The following is an 18,993-nucleotide window of genomic DNA, read 5'->3' on the forward strand; positions in this document are numbered from 1 at the left end:
GTTTGACTGAATTACTCCTCCGGTTCCGGTGGTGGGAACTGGAGGGAGAGGCGCTGGTATCTGTCTTGCCGCTGCTCTGCGACCCGGACCTAGAAAAGGTGCGCCAGAGCTTGGAACACTTGCTGGCGAAAGAATAGAGAGAAATCAGAAAGCCGCCTGTGCATTTCTGCACAGGCGGCCGTTTTTATGTCTCCCGACGGTACCTCTGGTATAACTGAGTATATTGTATCTAGTAGTAGCACACCGTCCTGTTATTCGCCAAGCTCCTCCGGCAAAGGCCGCCTCCGGTTCTCCACTGGTCCCCACTCCGGCAAGGGAAGGCGCTGCATGGCGCCGAAGGCGCGGGCTTTCAGCCCAGGGTAGCGTCCCTGAAGTTCGTAGATGAGCTCCTTGATCTCCTGCCGTTTGGTGTTCCCATTGGCTGGACAGGGATTTTTGACTACGGGCAATCCCAGCCTCTGAGCCGTGTGCTGAATCAGATTTTCGCCACAATAGAGGAGAGGGCGAATCTGGGTGATGCCGGTCCGATCTAAGAAGGTGACAGGCTGAAAACATGACAGTCGCCCCTCAAAGATCAAAGACATGAAAAAGGTCTCAATGGCGTCATCATAGTGGTGGCCCAGGGCTATTTTGGTGATGCCCCGGTCCAGAATGGCCTGGTGAAGAGCCCCACGGCGCATTTTCGCGCACATGGAGCAAGGGTTCTTCTCCCGGCGGATATCGAAAATGATGTGCTGGATCTCACTGCTCAGTATGGTGTAGGGAACACCTAGTTCCCCGCACAGACGGGTGATGGGGGAGAAGTCCATCCCGTCCCTCCCATCGGAATGACCCATATCCAGGGTAAAAGCCTCTACCGTGAAGGGGATAGGGTAAAACTCACGCAGCTTGGCCAGCGCCATCAACAGGACCAAGGAGTCCTTTCCGCCGGATACACCGACGGCTACCCGGTCGCCGGGCTGTATCATATGATAGTCCTCTACACACCGGCGAGTCAGGGATAGAATCTTGTTCATGGGGGATCTCCTCCATTTGAGTAAAACTGTTACAAAAACTGAAGTTTTGACTGAATAAAAACAAAAATTAAAAATGAGATATCAAGAGATATCGAAAGAATATAAGAGAAAATAAAAGATATCTGATCTTTTGCTAAAAAAACATGAAATATCAGTTGACACCCGCTTACTCCCGTACTATAATACAAAACGCTCCGCTTGTACAGAGTTGGGCAAAATGTTTTTATCATTGACCAAATGGTTGAGATAAGTAGAGGAAAATGGAGGTTTCACCTATGTCCACTTTTATGGCAAACAAGGGGAACATCGTGCGTAGCTGGTACGTCCTGGACGCTGCTGGCAAGCCTCTGGGCAAGACAGCCGCTCTGGCCGCTGATCTGCTGCGCGGTAAGCGCAAGCCCGAGTTTACCCCCAACGCCGACTGCGGCGATTTCGTTATCGTCATCAATGCTGAGAAGGCTGTTCTGACCGGCAAGAAGCTGGACCAGAAGTATTACCGCTCCCACTCCGGCTGGGTGGGCGGCCTGAAGGAAGTCAAGTACCGCACCCTGATGCAGACTAAGCCCGAGCTGGCCATGAAGCTGGCCATCCGCGGGATGCTGCCCAAGAACATCATCGCCAAGGACTCCCTGACTCGCCTGCACATTTACCGCGGCGGCGAGCATGAGCACGCTGCCCAGAAGCCCCAGGTCTGGGACGCTGAGTAAGAGGAGGATTTAGATCATGTATAAGAGCAAGAAGCCTTATTTCTACGGCACCGGCCGCCGGAAGTCCTCCGTGGCCCGCGTGCACCTGTTCGAGAACGGCACCGGAGCCATCACCATCAATGGCCGTGACATCGACGACTACTTTGGTCTGGAGACCCTGAAGCTCATTGTCCGTCAGCCCCTGGTCACCACGGAGACTGTGGGTAAGGTGGACATCGTGGCCACCGTTACCGGCGGCGGCGTCACCGGCCAGGCCGGCGCTATCCGTCACGGTATTGCCCGCGCTCTGCTGCTGGTCAACGAGGAGTACCGCCCTGCTCTGAAGGCCGCCGGGTTCCTGACCCGCGACCCCAGAATGAAGGAGCGCAAGAAGTACGGCCTCAAAGCCGCCCGTCGCGCGCCTCAGTTCAGCAAGCGCTAATCTCACTTACCCAAGAGATAATTTCCACTGCTTCTCAGTACGTCTTTGGACGCTGTTTTGCAGAAAATTGGATGGTTTTGGTGTTGTGAGAGTTCCTCAAAAGTGTTTCGTTTTTCTCTGTAAGGAGCAAGCAAGGAGCATACAAGGAACAAGGATCGCAAGCAAAAACAAAAGCCTTATGAAGCAGGAGATCGTTCCGCAAGGAGCGTATCTCCTGCTTTTTTGTGCTGCACGGCTTTTCCTTCTTCCTTTTAGATCTTGTTGATTGCCTCCACCAGTGTTTCAATATCCAGGTGGGTGTAGACATGTTCGGTGAGCGTCATGGCACCGGAGTGTCCGACAATCTTCTTGATCATGGTTTGGTCTACATGGGCCTCTGTCAGCATGGAGATGCAGGTATGTCGGGTACAGTGCGGCGTCTGGTCATATCCAAGCTGCTCCATCAGGGGCGTGAAGTAACTGTCGTAGTAGTTCCTGTAATCAAAGTGCTTTTGATCTGGCGTGTGGAGCAGATATTCACACTGAGAACCTTCGTACCACGCTTTGTAGAATGGCAGTACCTTGTCGGCAATGGGAACTTTCCGCAGGCCGTTTTCGGTTTTGCTGGCGATCACATCGAAGTACTGTTCTTCCAGATGTACGTTTTCCTTCTTCAAGTCGAGGAACTCCGAGATGCGGCAGCCGTTGTAGATCAGCATCAGCACGATCTGATAGTACGGGTCCTCTGCAAGCTCCCATAGGCGGGCAATCTGCTCCTTTGTGAACTTGTTCCGGTCACGTTTGTTTGGATTTTTATCCTTGTACCGGCTCAAATCCACAAACTCGGAGTAATCCTTGTTGCAGATATCGTTTTTCATGGCGTAGGCATACAGCTGGTTGAACAGCCCCTTGAGTTTTTTCAGAGTGGGGTAATTCTTCTCACAGGTGTCCACCACAAATTGAAGGTCCATCAGCCGAATGTCCCGAAACACCTTGTTGTAAAGTGTTCCGCACACCCGATAGGACGCCTCATAGCCTTTTACGTTTGACTTGGAGATGGTGGGGAACTTCTCCTTTGACCAGCGTTCATAGACCTCCTGGAAGGTGGCTTTGGATGCCTTGATGTCAAAGGGATTGTTGTTGTACTCTGCCAGCATTTGCAGCCCCTTTGCTCTGGTTGCCGCATAGCCGATGGTGATTTGTTCCTGAACAGACTTTCCTGTTTCAGGGTTGACGTGCCACCCTACCGTTTTCCTCACTGCATAGGGCCTTTTTCATTTTCTCCAGCATCTGCCGATCCAGTTCGTTGCGCCGCTGAATGCGCTCCAAATCGGAGAGGACTTCCACTTCCTTGTCCTGCAACTTGGCATCTGCGTAGTAGGCCAGTTCCTTTTCAATCCAGCGGTCAAAGGATTCTTGATCGGTCCAATAGGTTTCCAACTTTTCACGCTCATCCCGGAACTCTTCCAAAATCAGGCACAGGGAATCATTCATCTCGGCGGAGTGGTCATTTCCTTTGAATTTCAGGGAGCAGGACCATTCTTCGCTGTGGGGCGGGCGCTGGACATCGATCTCGAACCGGATACCGGCCTTCTTGTTTAATTGGTAAAGAACCGCAATCACATCAGACAGGCTGTCCAGCTGGATTTCGGGTTTCTGGTAGCCAATCAGGTCTGCCGGAGATATGTTTAAGATTTTGGCGATGGCATTGATCATCGCTATGGATGGCTCAATTTCACCGCTTTCGTATTTTTGAACTGTGCGCATCGTCTTGTCCAGACGCTGTGCCAGCTCTGTTTGGCTCAAGTGAGCGGCCTTGCGGGCTGCCTTGATTCTCTCGCCAATTTCGGCTGGGTTGTTGTGCATTGTCATCACCTCGTTTGTATTGTAACACGAAGCGGTGCGAATTACAAGGTTGCAATACGAATAATTTTTTCGTATTTAGTGTTGACAAGCTGTCATGGATGGCTTATAATCAAAACACGAACTAATAATTCGCATATCGGCAATAAGGAGGTCATTCACATGGAGAAGAAAGTTTATGTCGAACTGCCGCCCTTCACCGGACGCAATGTCCCCATCACCGAGATTGCAGCCGCCATGCACAAAGATGCCCAGTATGTGCGCATTGGTTTGCAGCAGGGAATCCTGAAATTCGGCTATGCAATCAAGCTGGAAAACTCTAACGAGTACAACTACTACTGCCCCGACAGAAAGGTGTGGGAGGAAATTGGATACTTCCAGCCGGAAACCGCATAAAAAAGAGCCCTCATCCTGGCAGATGAGAACTCTTGGCGGACAGTACAAACGGCAGCTGCCGTGTGACTATCACTCAGCTAGGATATTATAACACGACAGCTGCAAAATTCAACAATTGTTTAAGGAGGAACAGAATTTGACAGCTTTACCAGACAGCATCATACAAAATGGTCTGTTCTGCTGCTGGAAGTACGAGGAATGGAGTGGGAGGAAAACGAAGGTGCCATACCAGCCGGAAACCGGTCTGGGAGCGAGAAGCAATGAGCCTTCCAGCTTTGTACCTTATAAAACGGCAGTGCAGGCCAGCGGATATGATGGCATCGGAATTGGCATTTTCAACGGAATCTGTGCGATTGACCTAGACAACTGCGTTTCGGACAGCGGCTATTACACCCAGACTGCCGCAGAAATTGTGGCCTTAATGCACAGCTATACCGAGTACAGTCCCAGCGGCAACGGTCTGCACATCCTCTTTTCGGCAAAGGGCTTTCAGTATGATACCAAGCGATTCTACATTATGAACCATCAGGCCGGAATCGAGGCTTATGTGGCAGGAGCAACCAACAAATATGTGACCGTGACCGGAAACCGCTGTGAGGATTATGAGTATGGTGACCGGACCCAGGAGCTGCAAGTGTTACTGGACAAGTTCATGCGCAGGCCAGAGATAGGCGCAGAAAATGCAATAAATGCAAAAAACTCTGATTTAAGCGTGGAGCAGCTTCTGCAACTGGCAAAAAGCAGTAAGAATGGGGCAGCGTTCACAGCCCTTTGGAACGGTTCGCTGGAGGGATATTCGTCCCCATCAGAGGCAGATCTGGCGCTGTGCAGTCATCTCGCCTTTTGGACAGGACGGGATGCTGCCAAGATGGACACTATGTTCCGGCAGTCGGGATTGATGCGGGATAAATGGGACCGGCAGCAATCCGGCACAACGTATGGTGCAATCACCATTCAGAAGGCAATCGAGCATTGCCGGGAAATCTACACTCCAAAAGCGGAGCCGTCACCGGTTTTTCAACCTATTGTTCCGCTGACGCCACAGTGGAGTGATCTGCCTGCATTTCCGGTAGACGCTCTCCCGGATGTGATTCGGAATTATGTGAGTGCGGTGGCCGAACACAGTCAGACTGCCCCGGATATGGCAGCGGTGATCAGCCTGGGTGTGCTGGCAACCTGCTTACAAGGGAAATACAAGATAGAGGGAACGCCAGGATACTGTGAGCCTTTGAGCTTGTACACAGTGGTGATCGCCGCACCGGGGGAGCGAAAGTCCAGCGTCATGCGGGATATGACCACATTCCTCTATGAGTATGAGCAGGAATATAACAAGGCGCACAGCATGGAAATACGGGAAAACCATTTGCAGCGGGAATCTTTGGAGCGCCAGATCTCCGGTCTACAAAAGAAGCTGGAGCGCAAGGAAAGCCGGGAAATGGAGCTGGAACTACGGCAGCTTCAGGAACAGCTGGAAGAAACTCCAGAACGAAAGCCGGTTCGCTTTTTTGCCGACGATTGTTCCAGTGAAGCTCTGACCAGCTTGATGGCAGCCAACAACGGAGTGTTCTCCGTGATCTCCACCGAGGGCGGCATCTTTGACATCATGGCCGGATGGTATTCCAACAAATCCAACATTGATGTCTGGCTGAAAGGTCATTGTGGAGATGCCATTTATGTGGATCGAATGACCCGTGAAGCAGAGTGCATCATGCACCCGGCACTGTCGGCTATCCTCTCTATTCAGCCCAGTGTGCTGGATGAAATCATGTCCAATACCACCATGACCGGGCGGGGCTTGATTGCCCGCTTCCTGTATGCGTCCCCACCGTCCAGAATTGGCAGCCGGGTCTTTCGTACCCAGCCAATCCCGCCCGAGGTAATCGCCGCTTACCGCAGCTTGATTTTTCGCCTGATGGCTCTGCCGATTGGTGGAGATGCCCAGACGGTACACCTTTCAGAAAAAGCCTTTGACCTGATGGCCGATTACTTTCAGGAACATGAGAAGTTTCTGGTTGGCGAGGGGCAGGCAATTTCCGATTGGGCAAGCAAATATATCGGTGCCGTACTCCGGATTGCGGGACTGTTGCACTGTGCTGATATGGAAGATGACAAAGCAGAAGTGACCGCTTCTACGATGAGCAAGGCGATTCAGATCGGCAAATACTTTCTGGCTCATTCCACCTACGCCTATTCCATGATGGGCACTGACTTAACCATCCAGAAAGCCAAATTTGTCTTGGCAAAGCTGAAAAAGAAGAACGTATCGGTGATCAAACGTTCTGAGCTTTTTCAGATGTGCCGGGGGAAGTTCTTTAAGAAAACGGAGGAGATTTTTCCGACGCTGGGACTGCTGGAGGGACATGGATACATTCGGCTGGAAGAACCGGAACGCCAGTCGGTAGGCAGACCAGCCGATGTGAAAATCATTGTGAACCCCGCAGCATGAAACCGGAATTTTCTGCATTTATTGCATTTCCTGCACAGAGTTATACTCTGGTATCGCACCACCGTCCCCATCGAAAAATCCGCAGATTTGGAGATGGATGGTTCGGGAGAATCCGGTGGATTTTCCCGAACCGTGGGCGGCAGGATTGCTTACAGAAGCAAGGATGCCGGACACACCTGACTTGCTGTGTGGATAGCACACGCAAGTCAGGGAGGCTCCCGCAGGAGCCGCATCCCCCTCGGAGAGCCCACGATACTTTGCAGCCGCAGGATGAAAGTATCATAGTGGGTTATTACACTTCCGCAGGAAGTGCGCCCCGGCCCGCAGGCCGTACAAACGTGAAAGGAGCTCTATGGCGAGAAACGACGGGATTGACCGTACCAGTGCAAGAAACGTAAACCTGACTGCCGCCAAAATCGGAAATGCCCAGCGGCACAACGAACGAGAAAAGGAATCCTATACCAACCCAGATATTATACCAGAACACACCCCTGAGAACATCCATTTTAAGAAACCTACCGCCGGATATGCAGAGATGTTTGCTCAGATGGAAAAAGACGGTGTAATCTCCACCCGTGGTCTGAAATCAGACGCCAACCTTTACGGGGAACTGATTTTTGATGTAAACTCCGCCTACTTCTATAACCATGGCGGGTATGAGTTTGCCAAGCGATTTTATGAGGACGCTTACAGGGCAGCCGTAGAGATCGTGGGTGGCGAACAGTATATTCTCTCTGCCGTCATGCACGCTGATGAGCGTAACCGGGCCATGTCCGAAGCACTGGGGCAGGATGTATTCCATTATCATCTCCATGTGGTCTATGTTCCGGTTGTGGAGAAGCAGATCCTCTGGTCCAAGAGGTGCAAAGACAGATCACTTGTGGGAACCGTCAAGGAAACGATTATGCAGGTGAGCAGCAGTAAAAAATGGCTGTCTAAACCGGCATTGGACGAGCAGGGGGCGCTCATTCTCCGGAAGAATGGAAAGCCGGTGCTGCGGAAGTCTTACGGCGTCCTCCAGGACGATTTCTTTCGGGCTATGAGAAACGCCGGATATACGGATGTGGAGCGTGGAGAACGAGGCAGCTCCGAGGAACACTTGACCGTGATGCAGTTCAAGGTGGAGCGGGAACAGGAGCGATTGGAACAACTCACAGCACAAACACAACAGAAAGAGCAGCAGGCAGCTTCTCTGGAAAAGAAGATTGAGAAGATTCAAAAACAGCAGATTGCCGTTCAGAAAGTGGAGCAAATAGAACCCCATGCAGTTCCGTTTTCCTCTAAAGTTATGCTGGATCATTCTGAATATGAAAATCTGGCAGCTGCGGCAAAGAAGTTTTATGTCCAGGAGCGCAAGGAATCCAAGCTGCAAAAAGCTTTGGATGCAGCGATGAAAATGATAAGTGAGTTGAAGGCAAAGGTCGCTGCATTGACCGCAGAGCTAGCAGAGTACAAGTCTGTTCGTGGTCAGTTGCGTATAGGGGAATTGAGCAAAGAAAATTGTGAGCTTCGCAGTAAGCTCCATGGCTACGAAGAGGTGATTTCCCGTAATAATTTATGGAAGCTGTTTCCAAGAAGGAAGGAAAGAGTTGCAGTAAAAGGAGAAATAGATCCCCCGCATTAATGGCAATACAAGAATCTAATTTAGGGACGTCCGAAAGGACGTCCCTTTTATGTTAAGTAGAAACCAATTGTGACTTATAATCCGTTGTCCTATAATCATCTAAATTTTATACTGTAAATAATTCGAGTTCAATGGAGGACTACTCACAATGATTCAGGAAGAGCTTGGGAAAAGAATACAATCTCTTCGCAAAGAGCGTGATATAAGCCAAGAAAAATTTGCACTTCAAATCGATATGGACAGAACATATCTGGCGTCTGTGGAGGCTGGAAAAAGGAATATTTCGATATGTAATATCAAAAAAATTGCAGATGGCTTGAATGTTTCATTAAGCGAATTATTTGAAGGACTTAAATGAAAGGAGTATACATTATGGAATCCCCTTACGAAGGCTACTCTGTTAGCGATTGGGACAAAATTACAGAAGATCTTATTGCGGAACATCCGCTTTCCGAGGAAGAAATTGTTGATGCAGTTTTGGATGCATGGGAAAGAATTAAAATTACCAAAATCGGTGGAGAATTGCAAATTGGTGTAGATATATTCCCAAGCCCTCAAATTATGGGAAACTATTTGCATGAGCTGATTCCTGTCATACTTGCGCACAAGTATCCCGGAATTTGGCGCAAAGAGTGTTCAAAGGACGAGAAGGATATTGTTTACATTCCGAACGATTGCTATTCTGTAGAAATAAAAACATCTTCTAATGCTACAAATATTTTTGGAAATCGTAGTTATGGACAGGAGAATAGCGAGAACAATTCAGGTAAAAAGAAATATGGATACTATATTACTGTGAATTTCGAAAAGTACACCGAAAGCAACCATAATCCGAGGATTAAGAAAATTCGTTTCGGTTGGATCGACCACTCAGACTGGCATGCACAGGCTGCGGCAACAGGCCAACAGGCATCGTTAGCTCTAGATGCCAGAGATCATAAACTTAAACTCTTGTACTCTGTGTAAAGGGTCCCCAAATATCACTTATTGGCTAAGTTATAGAAGAAAGGTAGGAGCAAGTGTGAAGTCTCCTTACGACGGGCATGATGTCAAAGAATGGGCTGACATTACGGATGAAATTGTAAAGAAATACCCTGTTTCTGAAAAAGATATAATTGAAAGTGTTCAGGAAGCATGGGAAAAAACAAAGCAGACTAAGATTGGTGGGGAACTTCAAATTGGTGTTGATGTCTTTCCAGAACCTCAAGTTATGGGAGAATTTCTACATGAATTGATCCCTGTTACGCTTGCCAAAAAACATCCGGAGCATTTTCGTAAAGGAAAAGTGAAGTCTGAAAAAGATGTAGTTTATAATCCAAATGATGAGTTGTCTATAGAAATAAAGACCTCTTCTGATGGTACTAATCTTTATGGGAATCGTAGTTATGGACAGAAGAACAGCGAAAACAACTCAGGTAAGAAGAAAGAAGGATATTACATTGGTGTAAACTTTGAAAAGTACACCGATGATAATCATGATCCACAAATTAAAAAAATACGCTTTGGATGGATTGATCATGAAGATTGGGTTCCGCAGAAGAAAGAAACCGGACAACAAGCAAAATTAGATAAGGATGCACGAGATCATAAGCTCAAACTTATCTATGAATACAAGAAATCTCACAAACGTAAGGGCAAAGAGAAATAACAGTGCCGGAGAGTGGCTTGAAGCCACTCTCCGGCACTGTTATTTTATATATTCCATTTTTCCCTGTAAAGCTCTGACCACCAACCATTGCGCCGTTTTGTCACATCAAAGCTTTGTGCAAGACCTTCTATACTATCGAGGAAACCTCTAAGAGTATTAATGATAGCCATTTTGGTAAGATTATCATAGTCAGAATAATTCTTTAATTGCACAAAAAACTCTCCAATTGCAATGTTCTGAATATCCGGAATTGTGATTTCGGCTTCTACATTTTGAAGCCGTTCCAATGTCGAGATAACCTGTTTTCGGGCTGACTTAACAACCTCGTCAAGAAAATCACTAGTAATGAGCTTGAGCTGAATATTACCTCGATCTGTTTTTTGGTTAACCAACATAATATCTATGCCTATAGAATTTTTATTTGATGTATGAGCGCCTGTTCTCGTTTCAGATTGCATAGGATATACTTTAACAAGATTGTATCCTGCTGAATAAATGCTTTCCAAAACAGATAGCCAGCTCTCCAAGCTTTTATCGTGGAAAGAAAATACTAGGTATCCATCGCTTTTAAGTTTTTTATAGCATTGCTCAAAAACTGACTGAATACCATTTTGATAATAGGTGAAGTCTTTCCCGGCAACAGTATTTACAATGATTTCATTTGTTTTCGGCGATAAAGGCTCCGTAAAACCCATCTCGTCTGCTAAAGAACTATAATAATTCCATACATGAAAGAAGTCTATCAATTCTGAATACATAACATTTGCACCGTATGGAGGATCAGTAAGAACTAGATCTACAGATTCATTTGGGATGAAATCAAGGTTTCTTGAATCGCCACATCTTAATACCGGGTGACTACTATCAAGCATAGATATGTCATCTACAGGATATGCAATGACCTTATCATCACTCTTTACTTGAATCGAATCATATCGACCACTAGAAAGCCTTTTAACAGCTAAATCGTAAATGTTAGTATTAAATTTTTTCCCTCGTAGAATTTTTTGAACCGTTTTGATAAACGTTCCTGTACCAAGTCTTGTTCCCCATACACAGTTTTCGACAGGCATTGCAATAGGAACGTATGCGTGGTTAAAAAATATATTGCTAATCTTATATGCATTTTGCTGATATCTGCAAAACATATTGTTCATTTCCAACATTCCGGAAAAAGCCAGCTGAAGCCACAATTGAACGTTTTTATTGTCAACATGATTGATCTCTTCAAGCAAGTATCCCAGACACAGTAATTGTCTTGGATTGAAAAGATCTTTAAAATATCGATACCCGTGATTGATGATTTGCTTTGTGTTATAGCCCTCAGGGATTGCTTGCTGCGGAATTGGTAAGTTGTCCTTTTCTTGGAGATATGTTTCACATGCAAGATGGTAAAGAGCTATATCTTGGTCATCTGGTGCTTTGTAGTCATGCGCATGGCAATTAGGACAGTAATACTCGATTGCCACAATATCTGTGTCGAAAGGATAACCACATTCTATGTCATAATCACTTAATAGTTTTTCTTCCTCACAGTGTGGGCAATGGAATACACCGCTTTTTATATAACTATCCTTTGGAGAATGAAGCTTCCATCCGCATTCACACTTGAAAATGCCATTTTGGAATTTAGTCATATGGAGTTTACCGCATTCGGGGCAAACGATAGTGAATTCATCTTTTTTATACGCTATTACAAAACTAGAGAAAAATCTGTGCTCCTTACATGAGGTATTTGTTTTTGCTTTTTTCACATGAAAAGCATACATTAAATCAGCTGTTTTTCCACACTCTGGACATTGTGTATGATAAAATTGCTTTATTTTCTGCCCAACATTGGATTCCATTTTTTTCAGTGTATTACTAACAGCTTTTTCATCTATATGTTCAACTAATGCCTTGGTGACGAACAATGATAGTGGCTGTAAATCGTTTCCTATTACGTTACATCCAAACCTTAAAGCTTCAAAAATTGTTGTTCCACCGCCCATAAACGGATCGAGCATAGTAAGGTTCGGATTTAGGCAACTATCTGAAGAATTGTTGTAAAATTTTTCAAAAATATTGTCGTCTGCATTTGCCATGAAACCTAAAAGAGCCATTCTAAAATTTGCTGTTATTCTACGTGCAAAGTATTTATGAATAAAGAATACTGGTTTTTTTCTGCTTGCTTCTTTGCGTGAGGCTTGATACATTAAATCATAAGGCATTTCTGCACGAAAAGCCTGTTTTTTCTGCTTTTCCATTTTTCTTACCCCTAAATATGTGTGTCTTCAAAAATAAAGTCAACTATATCACCGATATTGCAATTAAGTGCTTTACATATTTTTTCGAGGCTTTCCATTGAAACGAACTCATCTTTTCCTAATTTTGCAAGAATATTAGCACTTATCCCAGCTGTGGTAATTAGGTCTGTTCGTTTCATTTTTTTATCAATTAGTATTTTCCAAAGTTTTGTGTACTGTACCGCCATATGTACCACCTTTTTAATTTACTGACTTGAATTTTATCATAAAAATCATTAAAAGTCAATTTAATATCATTATATCGTTACTAATTGTAATGGCATATTAATGGAAAATAGAACAGCCGAGCATAACAGATGCTCGGCTGTTCCTATACCCTATTTCCCTTTATTCTTCCATGACCTCTAACATTAACCTAGCCCCCAGCTTAAAGCTATTCTGGAACAGTAGGCACTCTGTCATGGTCTGATACTCACGAACGGCGTCCGTATATCGAGAGAACAGTTCTTTCTGTTCATCCGTCATGGTTGCCTGAAGCTTTTCTTCATTTCGGGTAATCAGGTGAAGCACTTCCTTGTATTCCTTGCAGGCGTTTGTGTCGTATTCGGTTGGTTCAATGTTGCCATACCAAAATTCTTCAAGAAGTCTCATACGGTATCCTCCCCATAGATCAGCTCTTGGAGGATGATTTCCTCTGCACGATTGTGGATGTTGTTCATGGCTCCGACCCATGCCATCTGATCCCGCGCTTTCAGCTGCTCATTGATACCCTCTTTCTCTGCCAGCCGTGTTACGAGCAGGTGGAGTTTGTTTCGTGCTTGAGTGTCAATATCGGCCAAATAGCTGTACAACTTTCCGCTGAGAACTAGGTCGGAATAGAGCATAGGACGATGCTCTTTCAGGTATTGCTGGTGCTTCCTGCCCCACATACCAATAGGAGATGTCCCAGCTTCATCCAACGCTAAGCAGGGGATATAGTAGTCGCCCTGGAGTTCATACCAAAGGTCATTGCACTGATCGAAAATGTATTTCTCCATTATGCTGTCCTCCGTGTGTGAATTTAATTTTGAGGTGAAGACAAGAACAGCAACCAAGTTTCTTTCCCTACTGTTGTCCTGCGTTGCCCTGGGCAGCGATACGCAAGGCACACATAAGGAGCAAAACCTGCTTTTCGTGCGTCATGCACGAGGAGGAAAATTAGAATCTGATGTGCAGAAAAACCGTGGTATTAAGCCAAAAATCAGGTGGAAAGCGAAGAAATCACTGGATGTTTGGCAGGGCCAGCACAGGGCTCTTGAAGTTCAGCAAACGCTGATTTTATATCAAAAACGTTCAAAAGCTCCGGAAAATTGCGATTTTCCGGGGCTTTTCTTTTTAGAAACCTCTGACAGTCTTTGCCTGGTTTTAACCTGATTTAGCCCAATCTGGCCCTGCTTTTGCGGTTAAATATGGGCTAAATAACAGAGCGAAAGAAGTCGATTTGGGCTAGGCCTTAGGGGAGGCCGTCATGGGCAGTTATTACCCGCTCCAGAGGTCCCCGATACCAAACAATCCATCTGTTTTTTGCTCCTAATTTAACCTGCTTTGTCATAACTGAATACTGTTTATATTGCAGACATATATAGTGCGCCGAATCATTTCCTGAATGAAGCGGCGCTCTTTTTGCCCCAGTTAACAGACGCAATTATTTCCCCTGTCCTGACTCAAAGCCTACATAGCCGTCTGTTTCGCCGCAGGCGGCTAAATCTATGAGGGGAGGGAACCTCCAAATGGCTAAACCAAAGGTAATCAGCGTAGCAAATCAGAAGGGCGGTGTCGGAAAAAGCACCACCGTCTACAACCTGGGAGCCGGCTTTGCGCTGGAGGGAAAGAAAGTCCTGTTGCTGGATGTGGACCCCCAGGGCGACCTAACCGAGATGCTGGGCCAGCGCAAGCCCCATGAACTGCCCCTCACCCTTGCCAAATGGTATCGGGGACAATGCCCTGCGGCCGCCCGGAGATCATGTACCACCATGAGGGCTTTGATTTTGTGCCGGGGAACCAAACACTGTCCGCCGTAGAGGCAGGCCTGGTGAACATGATGAGCCGTGAAACGGTGCTGCGGTGGTATATAGACAGCATAAGGCGGGACTATAACTATGTTCTGCTGGACTACCGTCCTTCGCTGGGTATACTGGCCATTAACGCCCTGCCTGCGTTGGACTATGTGCTTGTCCCCGTCCAAGCGGACTAGCTGGCGGCGGAGGATATGACGGAACTGGTGGGGACGGTGCGGAACGTCCAGCGTCAGATCAACCCGTAGCTGAAGATCGGTGGTGTGTTCCTGACCATGGCAAACGAAACCAACTTCCACGAGGACATTATAGCCAGCGTTTGGAACAATTCTGACCGGCACCTACCGGACCTCAGAGAACGCATCCTTCATCGTGACGGGCTGTAAAGCCGGTACCTTCACCATTGAGGAGTTGTTCCAGCGAAGGATCCCACATGATCGACACATTCCCTCAAACGGTTTGCCTCTCCAGCCAAGAGCAGAAGGTGGTAGGCGACGGCGGCCGCTACTTTATCACATATTCCGCCAGAGCCATTCTGGTTGAGGGCATAGCGCTGGTTGTCAAGGAACCCAGGGCCAGGACCGGCTACCTGTTGGTCGGTACGCCCCAAACGATTCAGGTTAAGGCGGGGCAGACGGTCACGGGTCATGGTGGAATTCCGCAACCAGCCCCTAGGGAACTTGATTGTTGAAAAGTGGGGGCGGAACGGCACAGAAACCATTCCTCTGGAGGGTGTCAAGTTTGAGATTAAACACGCTAACGGCCAGTATGTGGGAAACTCCGGGGGCACCCTATTCAGCAACGATATCTATTATTCCGACTCCACGGGAAAGATCACTCCGTCTGGTATCACAGGTACCGCCATTGAGACCGGATTGGAGAGCGTGCCTAGATACACCATCGAACTGGACAGCCAGACCGTCCCCACCAATCCCAACGCCGCGCAGACCCTCCACTGCTATAACAACACCGTAGGAAAGACGTGGAGTTTACTACCAAAGCCAACACCGGAACATGGAAGATTCTAGTAGCTATAAAATCGTCTATAAGACTAATCTCAATGGGGAAGAGAACTGTGTTTTGGCGGACGGCGTGAACACTCAGCAGTGAATGCCTCCACTGTGGCGTTGCTCGGTGTGCGTGTGGCGAAGCAGGAGGAGAAAACTCGTATAGACTGGCCCTATACTTCAGGATATCTCCAATGCGGCCATTACCATCGAGGGCTGTGAAAGGCAAACAAGGACAAGAACATCGGATGATTTACCAAGGTGGGCAAAGCGTCGCCTAGAACTTCGTCAGAGTAAAAATCTTACCACGGGGAGGACCGCTGATATAGGCAGCCGCATGAACGCCAGCTATAATTACCGACTCCATCCATGTCGGAAATGTGGAGTTTGTACTGGACGTGAGCAGTACAGAGCAGTTCATGTTTGGACACAGGCCTGCCAAGGGATGACTACTATTATTGGGGCTACTACCACTCCAATCTTATGGTGGAAAAAAGAATTATTGAAACGTGCCAAACAGAAATTGGAATGTTAAATGATAAAAAATAACGGGTTACTGAACAGCCAAGTGAGCCAGATAAGGGACGTGAGCGATGATGAATATGAGGGTTTAAGGGCTGCGACTCCAGAGGAGTAGTTGTATGCCTATGATCAGAGTACGCAGTTCGCCGGACAATGTGGGAGGGAGTCCGGGCCATCTGTTGGGTCGACTGGATGACACCGCCACTATATTTGTCAGCGACCAGAAGTGCAACAATGCCCCTACAACATGCCTGAGTTTAAGAGAGTTAAATAGAGTCCTTCATATGCTCTGGTTTGATGAGCAATATGATCATGCGCTAAAAAATTGTGGCCACAACGATCATTTTTGCTGTGTATACCCGGAGGGCTGTGTAAACAATAATCAAGCTTGTATCTATCTCTATCGCCGGGAATGGTTGGACCAGCACATAGAACAGTCTGAAAAAGGAATTCGCCTTCCCAAACCGTGTATTCCGTAGACGAAATGACGTCAGTTAAAAGTTCTATAGACCCAGCCACACCTGCTGGAATCTAAAATTATGAGATTGACATGCTTCTGCCTCGTTACGATATCCGATTGATAACACTGCCGCTTTGTCGTTTTAAAATGTTAACTTCACAAATAGCAGGATTCGTTTCCTACGACAGAAAACGGGCGATCTTTGGGAAAGCAAATTGTAAAGGATGGTCTTCTAAACTATAAGTCGCAATATACAGCCTGAAGTCAGTGGTTGCTCTAAGATCTTATGATTCACTACCAGACAATGGACTGTTATGCAATCAATACAATGATCTAGACACAATTCGGTAAATCAGGAGTCCCCCTTTTGTGCTGAGGTATGGTCAAAAGAAAAACCCCGTTTCATGCTCGTCATGGAACGGGGTTTTGGAGGAGAAATCGTCATATTTTGGCCTTTATTCCTGCTGAACGTCGGCTTTTTTACTAGGATTTTTCCCTCTGCGTTTTAATAAAATCCTGATCTAGTAGGGTTGTGGCATTTACTGTAGCTTAGTAGAAGTAGGAAAAAATATTTGAAAAATTACCAGCGTACAAGAGGTTTCACACCCAGAATAAAGCCGGGGATAGAAATACACTTTTACTCAGGTGTCGAAGACCCATGCTTTGCAGTAGCCGTCAGACAGAGCTTCCAGAATACGGCCTTCCTTGTTGGCATCGCCCACTACGACCACATGGTCGAAGTTCTCCTTGATCTGAGCTACCAACTCACAACGGGGCGCCACACCCATAGACAGGACCACAGCCTCGGCATCCAGAGTCACCTGGGATCCGTCGGAGCGGGACAAGTGGACGCAATTATCCTCAATGGACTCCAGCTTGTGGTCGGGCATAACTTGACCGCCGTAACTCTCCAACTGCTGTAGTTCGTCGGCCACAACTTGAGGAAACACGCCTGGGCAGATAACGGATCGCATCTCTACCACAGAGACCTTACAACCGCGACTTCCCAAGAAAGAGGCAGTCTCCAGACCGGCTAGGCCGGAGCCAACCACGACCACAGACTTGCCGTCCAAGTTAACCTTGCCGGTGAGCACCTCGGGGACAGTGGAGACGTTGGCGTTGAGAATGCCGGGGATAGATCTAGGCCGGATGGGAGTGGAGCCGGCGCAGACAAACACGCCCACAGGATTCAGCGCCTTAATGTCGTCCACAGTGGCTTCCTTACCCAACACCACATTGACACCGGCGTTCTGGACTTGGGTAATCAGGCCCTCCTTGAGCCAGGTGATCTTGTTCTTCTTTGGGGGCTTCTCTGCGTAGTTTAGTTGGCCACCCAAGAGGTCTTCCTTCTCAAACAGAGTGACGGTATAGCCGCGCCGGGATAGAACCTGAGCGGCCTCCAGGCCGCCGGGACCACCACCTATCACCACCACGGGGCGCCCGTTGCCGTTGTGCTCCATGTGGGCGAACTCACGTTCACGGCCGAGAGCAGGGTTGACAGTGCAGACCGGGGGCACCCCGCTGACCTGGGTCTGCATACACACCAAGCAGCTGATGCAGGAGCGGATCTCACACTCCCGTCCCTCCATCACCTTTTTGGTGAAGTGAGGGTCGGCAAGGTGACCACGGGACAGACCAACGAAATCGCTGACACCCTCAGCCAGGAGGGATTCGGCAAAGTCGGGCTTCTTAATGGTATTCACTGCGATGACGGGGCAGTTGACCGCCTCGGTAATGGCCTTTGCCAGGTGTTTCTTCCAGCCCTGCTGGAAGGAGGGGGGCTCCCGGTTGAACTGAGAGGACTCCTGCAGGCCGCAGTTGACGTTAATAAAATCCATGCCCATCTCATCATAGATTCTGGCCATCTCCACACCGTCTTCCAGGGTGTTTCCGCCCTCCACATATTCATCAGCGGAGATGCGGATGCCCACTACAAAGTCTTTGCCTACTTCTTTTCGGATGGCATCATAGATTTCTACGATGATCCGCATACGGTTTTCCAGAGGGCCGCCGTACTCGTCGGTGCGCTTATTGATGGTGGGAGTGAGAAACTGCCCCAGCAGATAGCCATGGGCGGCATGGATTTCAATGCCATCCACACCGGCGTTTTTGGCCAGACGAGCGGCGTTGACGTAGCGGTCAATGATATACTGGATGTCTTTCTTGGTCATCTCCTTGGTTATGGTTCCGTCGTTGGCCTTGGTGGGGGAGGCGGACCAGGGAATCTCGCCATTCAGATTGGCCACGGAGGTGCACTTACCGGGATGGTAGAGCTGGAGGATCAGCTTGGCATCGTACTTGTGAATGATGCTGGCCAGATGGGAGTACGACATAGCCTGAGCGCGGTTTTCCAGTACCAGCTCGTTGGGACTGAGTTTGCCCCACGTGGAGTCGATGGTAACAATACCAGTCATAATCAGGCCGGCACCTCCTCTGGCCCGCTCCTCCATATAGGCGCAGAAGCGGTCTCCGGCCTCGCCGTTAGATTCGGCATAGAACAGGCCAACAGGGGTCACAACTACCCTGTTTTTAAGCTCCAGACGACCAATTTTTCCTGGTTTCAGCAGATTGGGATATTGTGTATTCATATTTTTCCTCGCTTTC

22 protein-coding genes are annotated in these 18,993 nt (G+C 47.8%); 14 read left to right on the top strand and 8 right to left on the bottom strand.

Translation table 11 applies throughout. From position 1 onward, the window contains the following. Window positions 1-2: 2 nt before the first annotated feature. Window positions 3-137 (top strand): hypothetical protein, encoded by a 135-nt coding sequence (locus MCG44_RS14860; protein ID WP_263858369.1) that lies wholly within the window; start codon window positions 3-5, stop codon window positions 135-137. Window positions 138-251: 114 nt separating this feature from the next. On the opposite strand, the gene MCG44_RS02790 is transcribed toward MCG44_RS14860, so the two are convergent. Then, window positions 252-1,016 carry a tRNA 2-thiocytidine biosynthesis TtcA family protein gene (locus MCG44_RS02790; protein WP_240286674.1) on the bottom strand — a complete coding sequence of 255 codons (765 nt, stop codon included), beginning with the start codon at window positions 1,014-1,016 and terminating at the stop codon, window positions 252-254. Between the two features lie 275 nt (window positions 1,017-1,291). On the opposite strand from MCG44_RS02790, the gene rplM reads away from it, so the two are divergent. Together rplM and rpsI are read left to right on the top strand one after the other, a co-directional pair. After that, window positions 1,292-1,723 carry a 50S ribosomal protein L13 gene (rplM, locus tag MCG44_RS02795; RefSeq protein ID WP_147571082.1) on the top strand — a complete coding sequence of 144 codons (432 nt, stop codon included), beginning with the start codon at window positions 1,292-1,294 and terminating at the stop codon, window positions 1,721-1,723. A gap of 16 nt (window positions 1,724-1,739) precedes the next feature. After that, window positions 1,740-2,144 carry a 30S ribosomal protein S9 gene (gene rpsI, locus MCG44_RS02800; RefSeq protein WP_147571081.1) on the top strand — a complete coding sequence of 135 codons (405 nt, stop codon included), beginning with the start codon at window positions 1,740-1,742 and terminating at the stop codon, window positions 2,142-2,144. Window positions 2,145-2,395: 251 nt separating this feature from the next. Here rpsI and MCG44_RS02805 read toward each other — a convergent pair whose 3' ends face one another. Together MCG44_RS02805 and MCG44_RS02810 are read right to left on the bottom strand one after the other, a co-directional pair. Further along, entirely contained in the window at window positions 2,396-3,382 is a 987-nt protein-coding gene (locus MCG44_RS02805; RefSeq protein WP_240286676.1) for a tyrosine-type recombinase/integrase, read from the bottom strand. Next, window positions 3,348-3,989, bottom strand: coding sequence for a helix-turn-helix domain-containing protein (locus MCG44_RS02810; protein WP_240286678.1), 642 nt, complete (start codon window positions 3,987-3,989; stop codon window positions 3,348-3,350). Before MCG44_RS02810 ends, MCG44_RS02805 begins: the two co-directional genes overlap by 35 nt. A 159-nt stretch (window positions 3,990-4,148) precedes the next feature. Here MCG44_RS02810 and MCG44_RS02815 point away from each other — a divergent pair, with 159 nt between their 5' ends. The 6 genes from MCG44_RS02815 (at window position 4,149) to MCG44_RS02840 (ending at window position 10,100) form a co-directional block, all read left to right on the top strand. Further along, window positions 4,149-4,382 (top strand): hypothetical protein, encoded by a 234-nt coding sequence (locus tag MCG44_RS02815; protein WP_033121804.1) that lies wholly within the window; start codon window positions 4,149-4,151, stop codon window positions 4,380-4,382. 136 nt (window positions 4,383-4,518) lie between these two features. After that, the gene (locus MCG44_RS02820; RefSeq protein WP_240286680.1) at window positions 4,519-6,828 is read left to right on the top strand and encodes a DUF3987 domain-containing protein; all 2,310 of its coding nucleotides are present in this window, start codon (window positions 4,519-4,521) and stop codon (window positions 6,826-6,828) included. A 352-nt stretch (window positions 6,829-7,180) separates the two neighbouring features. After that, window positions 7,181-8,452 carry a plasmid recombination protein gene (locus MCG44_RS02825; protein WP_240286682.1) on the top strand — a complete coding sequence of 424 codons (1,272 nt, stop codon included), beginning with the start codon at window positions 7,181-7,183 and terminating at the stop codon, window positions 8,450-8,452. A 148-nt stretch (window positions 8,453-8,600) separates the two neighbouring features. Continuing rightward, window positions 8,601-8,810 (top strand): helix-turn-helix domain-containing protein, encoded by a 210-nt coding sequence (locus MCG44_RS02830; RefSeq protein WP_240286684.1) that lies wholly within the window; start codon window positions 8,601-8,603, stop codon window positions 8,808-8,810. Between the two features lie 14 nt (window positions 8,811-8,824). Next, window positions 8,825-9,418, top strand: coding sequence for a ScaI family restriction endonuclease (locus tag MCG44_RS02835; protein ID WP_240286686.1), 594 nt, complete (start codon window positions 8,825-8,827; stop codon window positions 9,416-9,418). Between the two features lie 55 nt (window positions 9,419-9,473). After that, window positions 9,474-10,100 carry a ScaI family restriction endonuclease gene (locus MCG44_RS02840; RefSeq protein ID WP_240286688.1) on the top strand — a complete coding sequence of 209 codons (627 nt, stop codon included), beginning with the start codon at window positions 9,474-9,476 and terminating at the stop codon, window positions 10,098-10,100. Window positions 10,101-10,144: 44 nt separating this feature from the next. On the opposite strand, the gene MCG44_RS02845 is transcribed toward MCG44_RS02840, so the two are convergent. The 4 genes from MCG44_RS02845 to MCG44_RS02860 form a co-directional block, all read right to left on the bottom strand. After that, window positions 10,145-12,346 carry a DNA adenine methylase gene (locus tag MCG44_RS02845; RefSeq protein WP_240286690.1) on the bottom strand — a complete coding sequence of 734 codons (2,202 nt, stop codon included), beginning with the start codon at window positions 12,344-12,346 and terminating at the stop codon, window positions 10,145-10,147. 11 nt (window positions 12,347-12,357) lie between these two features. Then, window positions 12,358-12,573 (bottom strand): helix-turn-helix domain-containing protein, encoded by a 216-nt coding sequence (locus MCG44_RS02850; protein ID WP_240286691.1) that lies wholly within the window; start codon window positions 12,571-12,573, stop codon window positions 12,358-12,360. A 160-nt stretch (window positions 12,574-12,733) separates the two neighbouring features. After that, window positions 12,734-12,997, bottom strand: a complete 264-nt coding sequence (locus MCG44_RS02855; RefSeq protein WP_240286693.1) for a DUF6809 family protein — start codon at window positions 12,995-12,997, stop codon at window positions 12,734-12,736. Beyond that, window positions 12,994-13,383: a TnpV protein gene (locus tag MCG44_RS02860; RefSeq protein WP_240286695.1), complete on the bottom strand. Its 390-nt coding sequence runs from the start codon at window positions 13,381-13,383 to the stop codon at window positions 12,994-12,996. Before MCG44_RS02860 ends, MCG44_RS02855 begins: the two co-directional genes overlap by 4 nt. Before the next feature lies 1 nt (window position 13,384). Here MCG44_RS02860 and MCG44_RS02865 point away from each other — a divergent pair, with 1 nt between their 5' ends. The 5 genes from MCG44_RS02865 (at window position 13,385) to MCG44_RS02880 (ending at window position 15,428) form a co-directional block, all read left to right on the top strand. Beyond that, entirely contained in the window at window positions 13,385-13,759 is a 375-nt protein-coding gene (locus tag MCG44_RS02865) for a hypothetical protein (protein ID WP_240286697.1), read from the top strand. A 356-nt stretch (window positions 13,760-14,115) separates the two neighbouring features. Then, window positions 14,116-14,406 carry a ParA family protein gene (locus tag MCG44_RS14865; protein ID WP_263858371.1) on the top strand — a complete coding sequence of 97 codons (291 nt, stop codon included), beginning with the start codon at window positions 14,116-14,118 and terminating at the stop codon, window positions 14,404-14,406. Continuing rightward, entirely contained in the window at window positions 14,349-14,579 is a 231-nt protein-coding gene (locus MCG44_RS14870) for a ParA family protein (RefSeq protein ID WP_263858372.1), read from the top strand. Before MCG44_RS14865 ends, MCG44_RS14870 begins: the two co-directional genes overlap by 58 nt. A gap of 254 nt (window positions 14,580-14,833) precedes the next feature. Beyond that, on the top strand, window positions 14,834-15,091 hold the full coding sequence (locus MCG44_RS02875) for a hypothetical protein (RefSeq protein ID WP_240286699.1): 258 nt from the start codon (window positions 14,834-14,836) through the stop codon (window positions 15,089-15,091). Further along, the gene (locus MCG44_RS02880) at window positions 15,081-15,428 is read left to right on the top strand and encodes a hypothetical protein (RefSeq protein ID WP_240286701.1); all 348 of its coding nucleotides are present in this window, start codon (window positions 15,081-15,083) and stop codon (window positions 15,426-15,428) included. Before MCG44_RS02875 ends, MCG44_RS02880 begins: the two co-directional genes overlap by 11 nt. Window positions 15,429-17,030: 1,602 nt before the next feature. On the opposite strand, the gene MCG44_RS02885 is transcribed toward MCG44_RS02880, so the two are convergent. Further along, window positions 17,031-18,977: an FAD-dependent oxidoreductase gene (locus MCG44_RS02885; protein ID WP_240286703.1), complete on the bottom strand. Its 1,947-nt coding sequence runs from the start codon at window positions 18,975-18,977 to the stop codon at window positions 17,031-17,033. Between the last annotated feature and the right edge of the window lie 16 nt (window positions 18,978-18,993).

The organism is Lawsonibacter sp. OA9, from assembly GCF_022440585.1.

What these genes read in the sequence shown, in the direction of transcription:
- MCG44_RS02790 (WP_240286674.1), bottom strand. Translation starts at nt 1,016, where the DNA reads ATGAACAAGATTCTATCCCTGACTCGCCGGTGTGTAGAGGACTATCAT.
- rplM (WP_147571082.1), top strand. Translation starts at nt 1,292, where the DNA reads ATGTCCACTTTTATGGCAAACAAGGGGAACATCGTGCGTAGCTGGTAC.
- rpsI (WP_147571081.1), top strand. Translation starts at nt 1,740, where the DNA reads ATGTATAAGAGCAAGAAGCCTTATTTCTACGGCACCGGCCGCCGGAAG.
- MCG44_RS02810 (WP_240286678.1), bottom strand. Translation starts at nt 3,989, where the DNA reads ATGCACAACAACCCAGCCGAAATTGGCGAGAGAATCAAGGCAGCCCGC.
- MCG44_RS02815 (WP_033121804.1), top strand. Translation starts at nt 4,149, where the DNA reads ATGGAGAAGAAAGTTTATGTCGAACTGCCGCCCTTCACCGGACGCAAT.
- MCG44_RS02825 (WP_240286682.1), top strand. Translation starts at nt 7,181, where the DNA reads ATGGCGAGAAACGACGGGATTGACCGTACCAGTGCAAGAAACGTAAAC.
- MCG44_RS02830 (WP_240286684.1), top strand. Translation starts at nt 8,601, where the DNA reads ATGATTCAGGAAGAGCTTGGGAAAAGAATACAATCTCTTCGCAAAGAG.
- MCG44_RS02835 (WP_240286686.1), top strand. Translation starts at nt 8,825, where the DNA reads ATGGAATCCCCTTACGAAGGCTACTCTGTTAGCGATTGGGACAAAATT.
- MCG44_RS02845 (WP_240286690.1), bottom strand. Translation starts at nt 12,346, where the DNA reads ATGGAAAAGCAGAAAAAACAGGCTTTTCGTGCAGAAATGCCTTATGAT.
- MCG44_RS02850 (WP_240286691.1), bottom strand. Translation starts at nt 12,573, where the DNA reads ATGGCGGTACAGTACACAAAACTTTGGAAAATACTAATTGATAAAAAA.
- MCG44_RS02855 (WP_240286693.1), bottom strand. Translation starts at nt 12,997, where the DNA reads ATGAGACTTCTTGAAGAATTTTGGTATGGCAACATTGAACCAACCGAA.
- MCG44_RS02860 (WP_240286695.1), bottom strand. Translation starts at nt 13,383, where the DNA reads ATGGAGAAATACATTTTCGATCAGTGCAATGACCTTTGGTATGAACTC.
- MCG44_RS02865 (WP_240286697.1), top strand. Translation starts at nt 13,385, where the DNA reads ATGCTGTCCTCCGTGTGTGAATTTAATTTTGAGGTGAAGACAAGAACA.
- MCG44_RS14865 (WP_263858371.1), top strand. Translation starts at nt 14,116, where the DNA reads ATGGCTAAACCAAAGGTAATCAGCGTAGCAAATCAGAAGGGCGGTGTC.
- MCG44_RS14870 (WP_263858372.1), top strand. Translation starts at nt 14,349, where the DNA reads ATGTACCACCATGAGGGCTTTGATTTTGTGCCGGGGAACCAAACACTG.
- MCG44_RS02875 (WP_240286699.1), top strand. Translation starts at nt 14,834, where the DNA reads ATGATCGACACATTCCCTCAAACGGTTTGCCTCTCCAGCCAAGAGCAG.
- MCG44_RS02885 (WP_240286703.1), bottom strand. Translation starts at nt 18,977, where the DNA reads ATGAATACACAATATCCCAATCTGCTGAAACCAGGAAAAATTGGTCGT.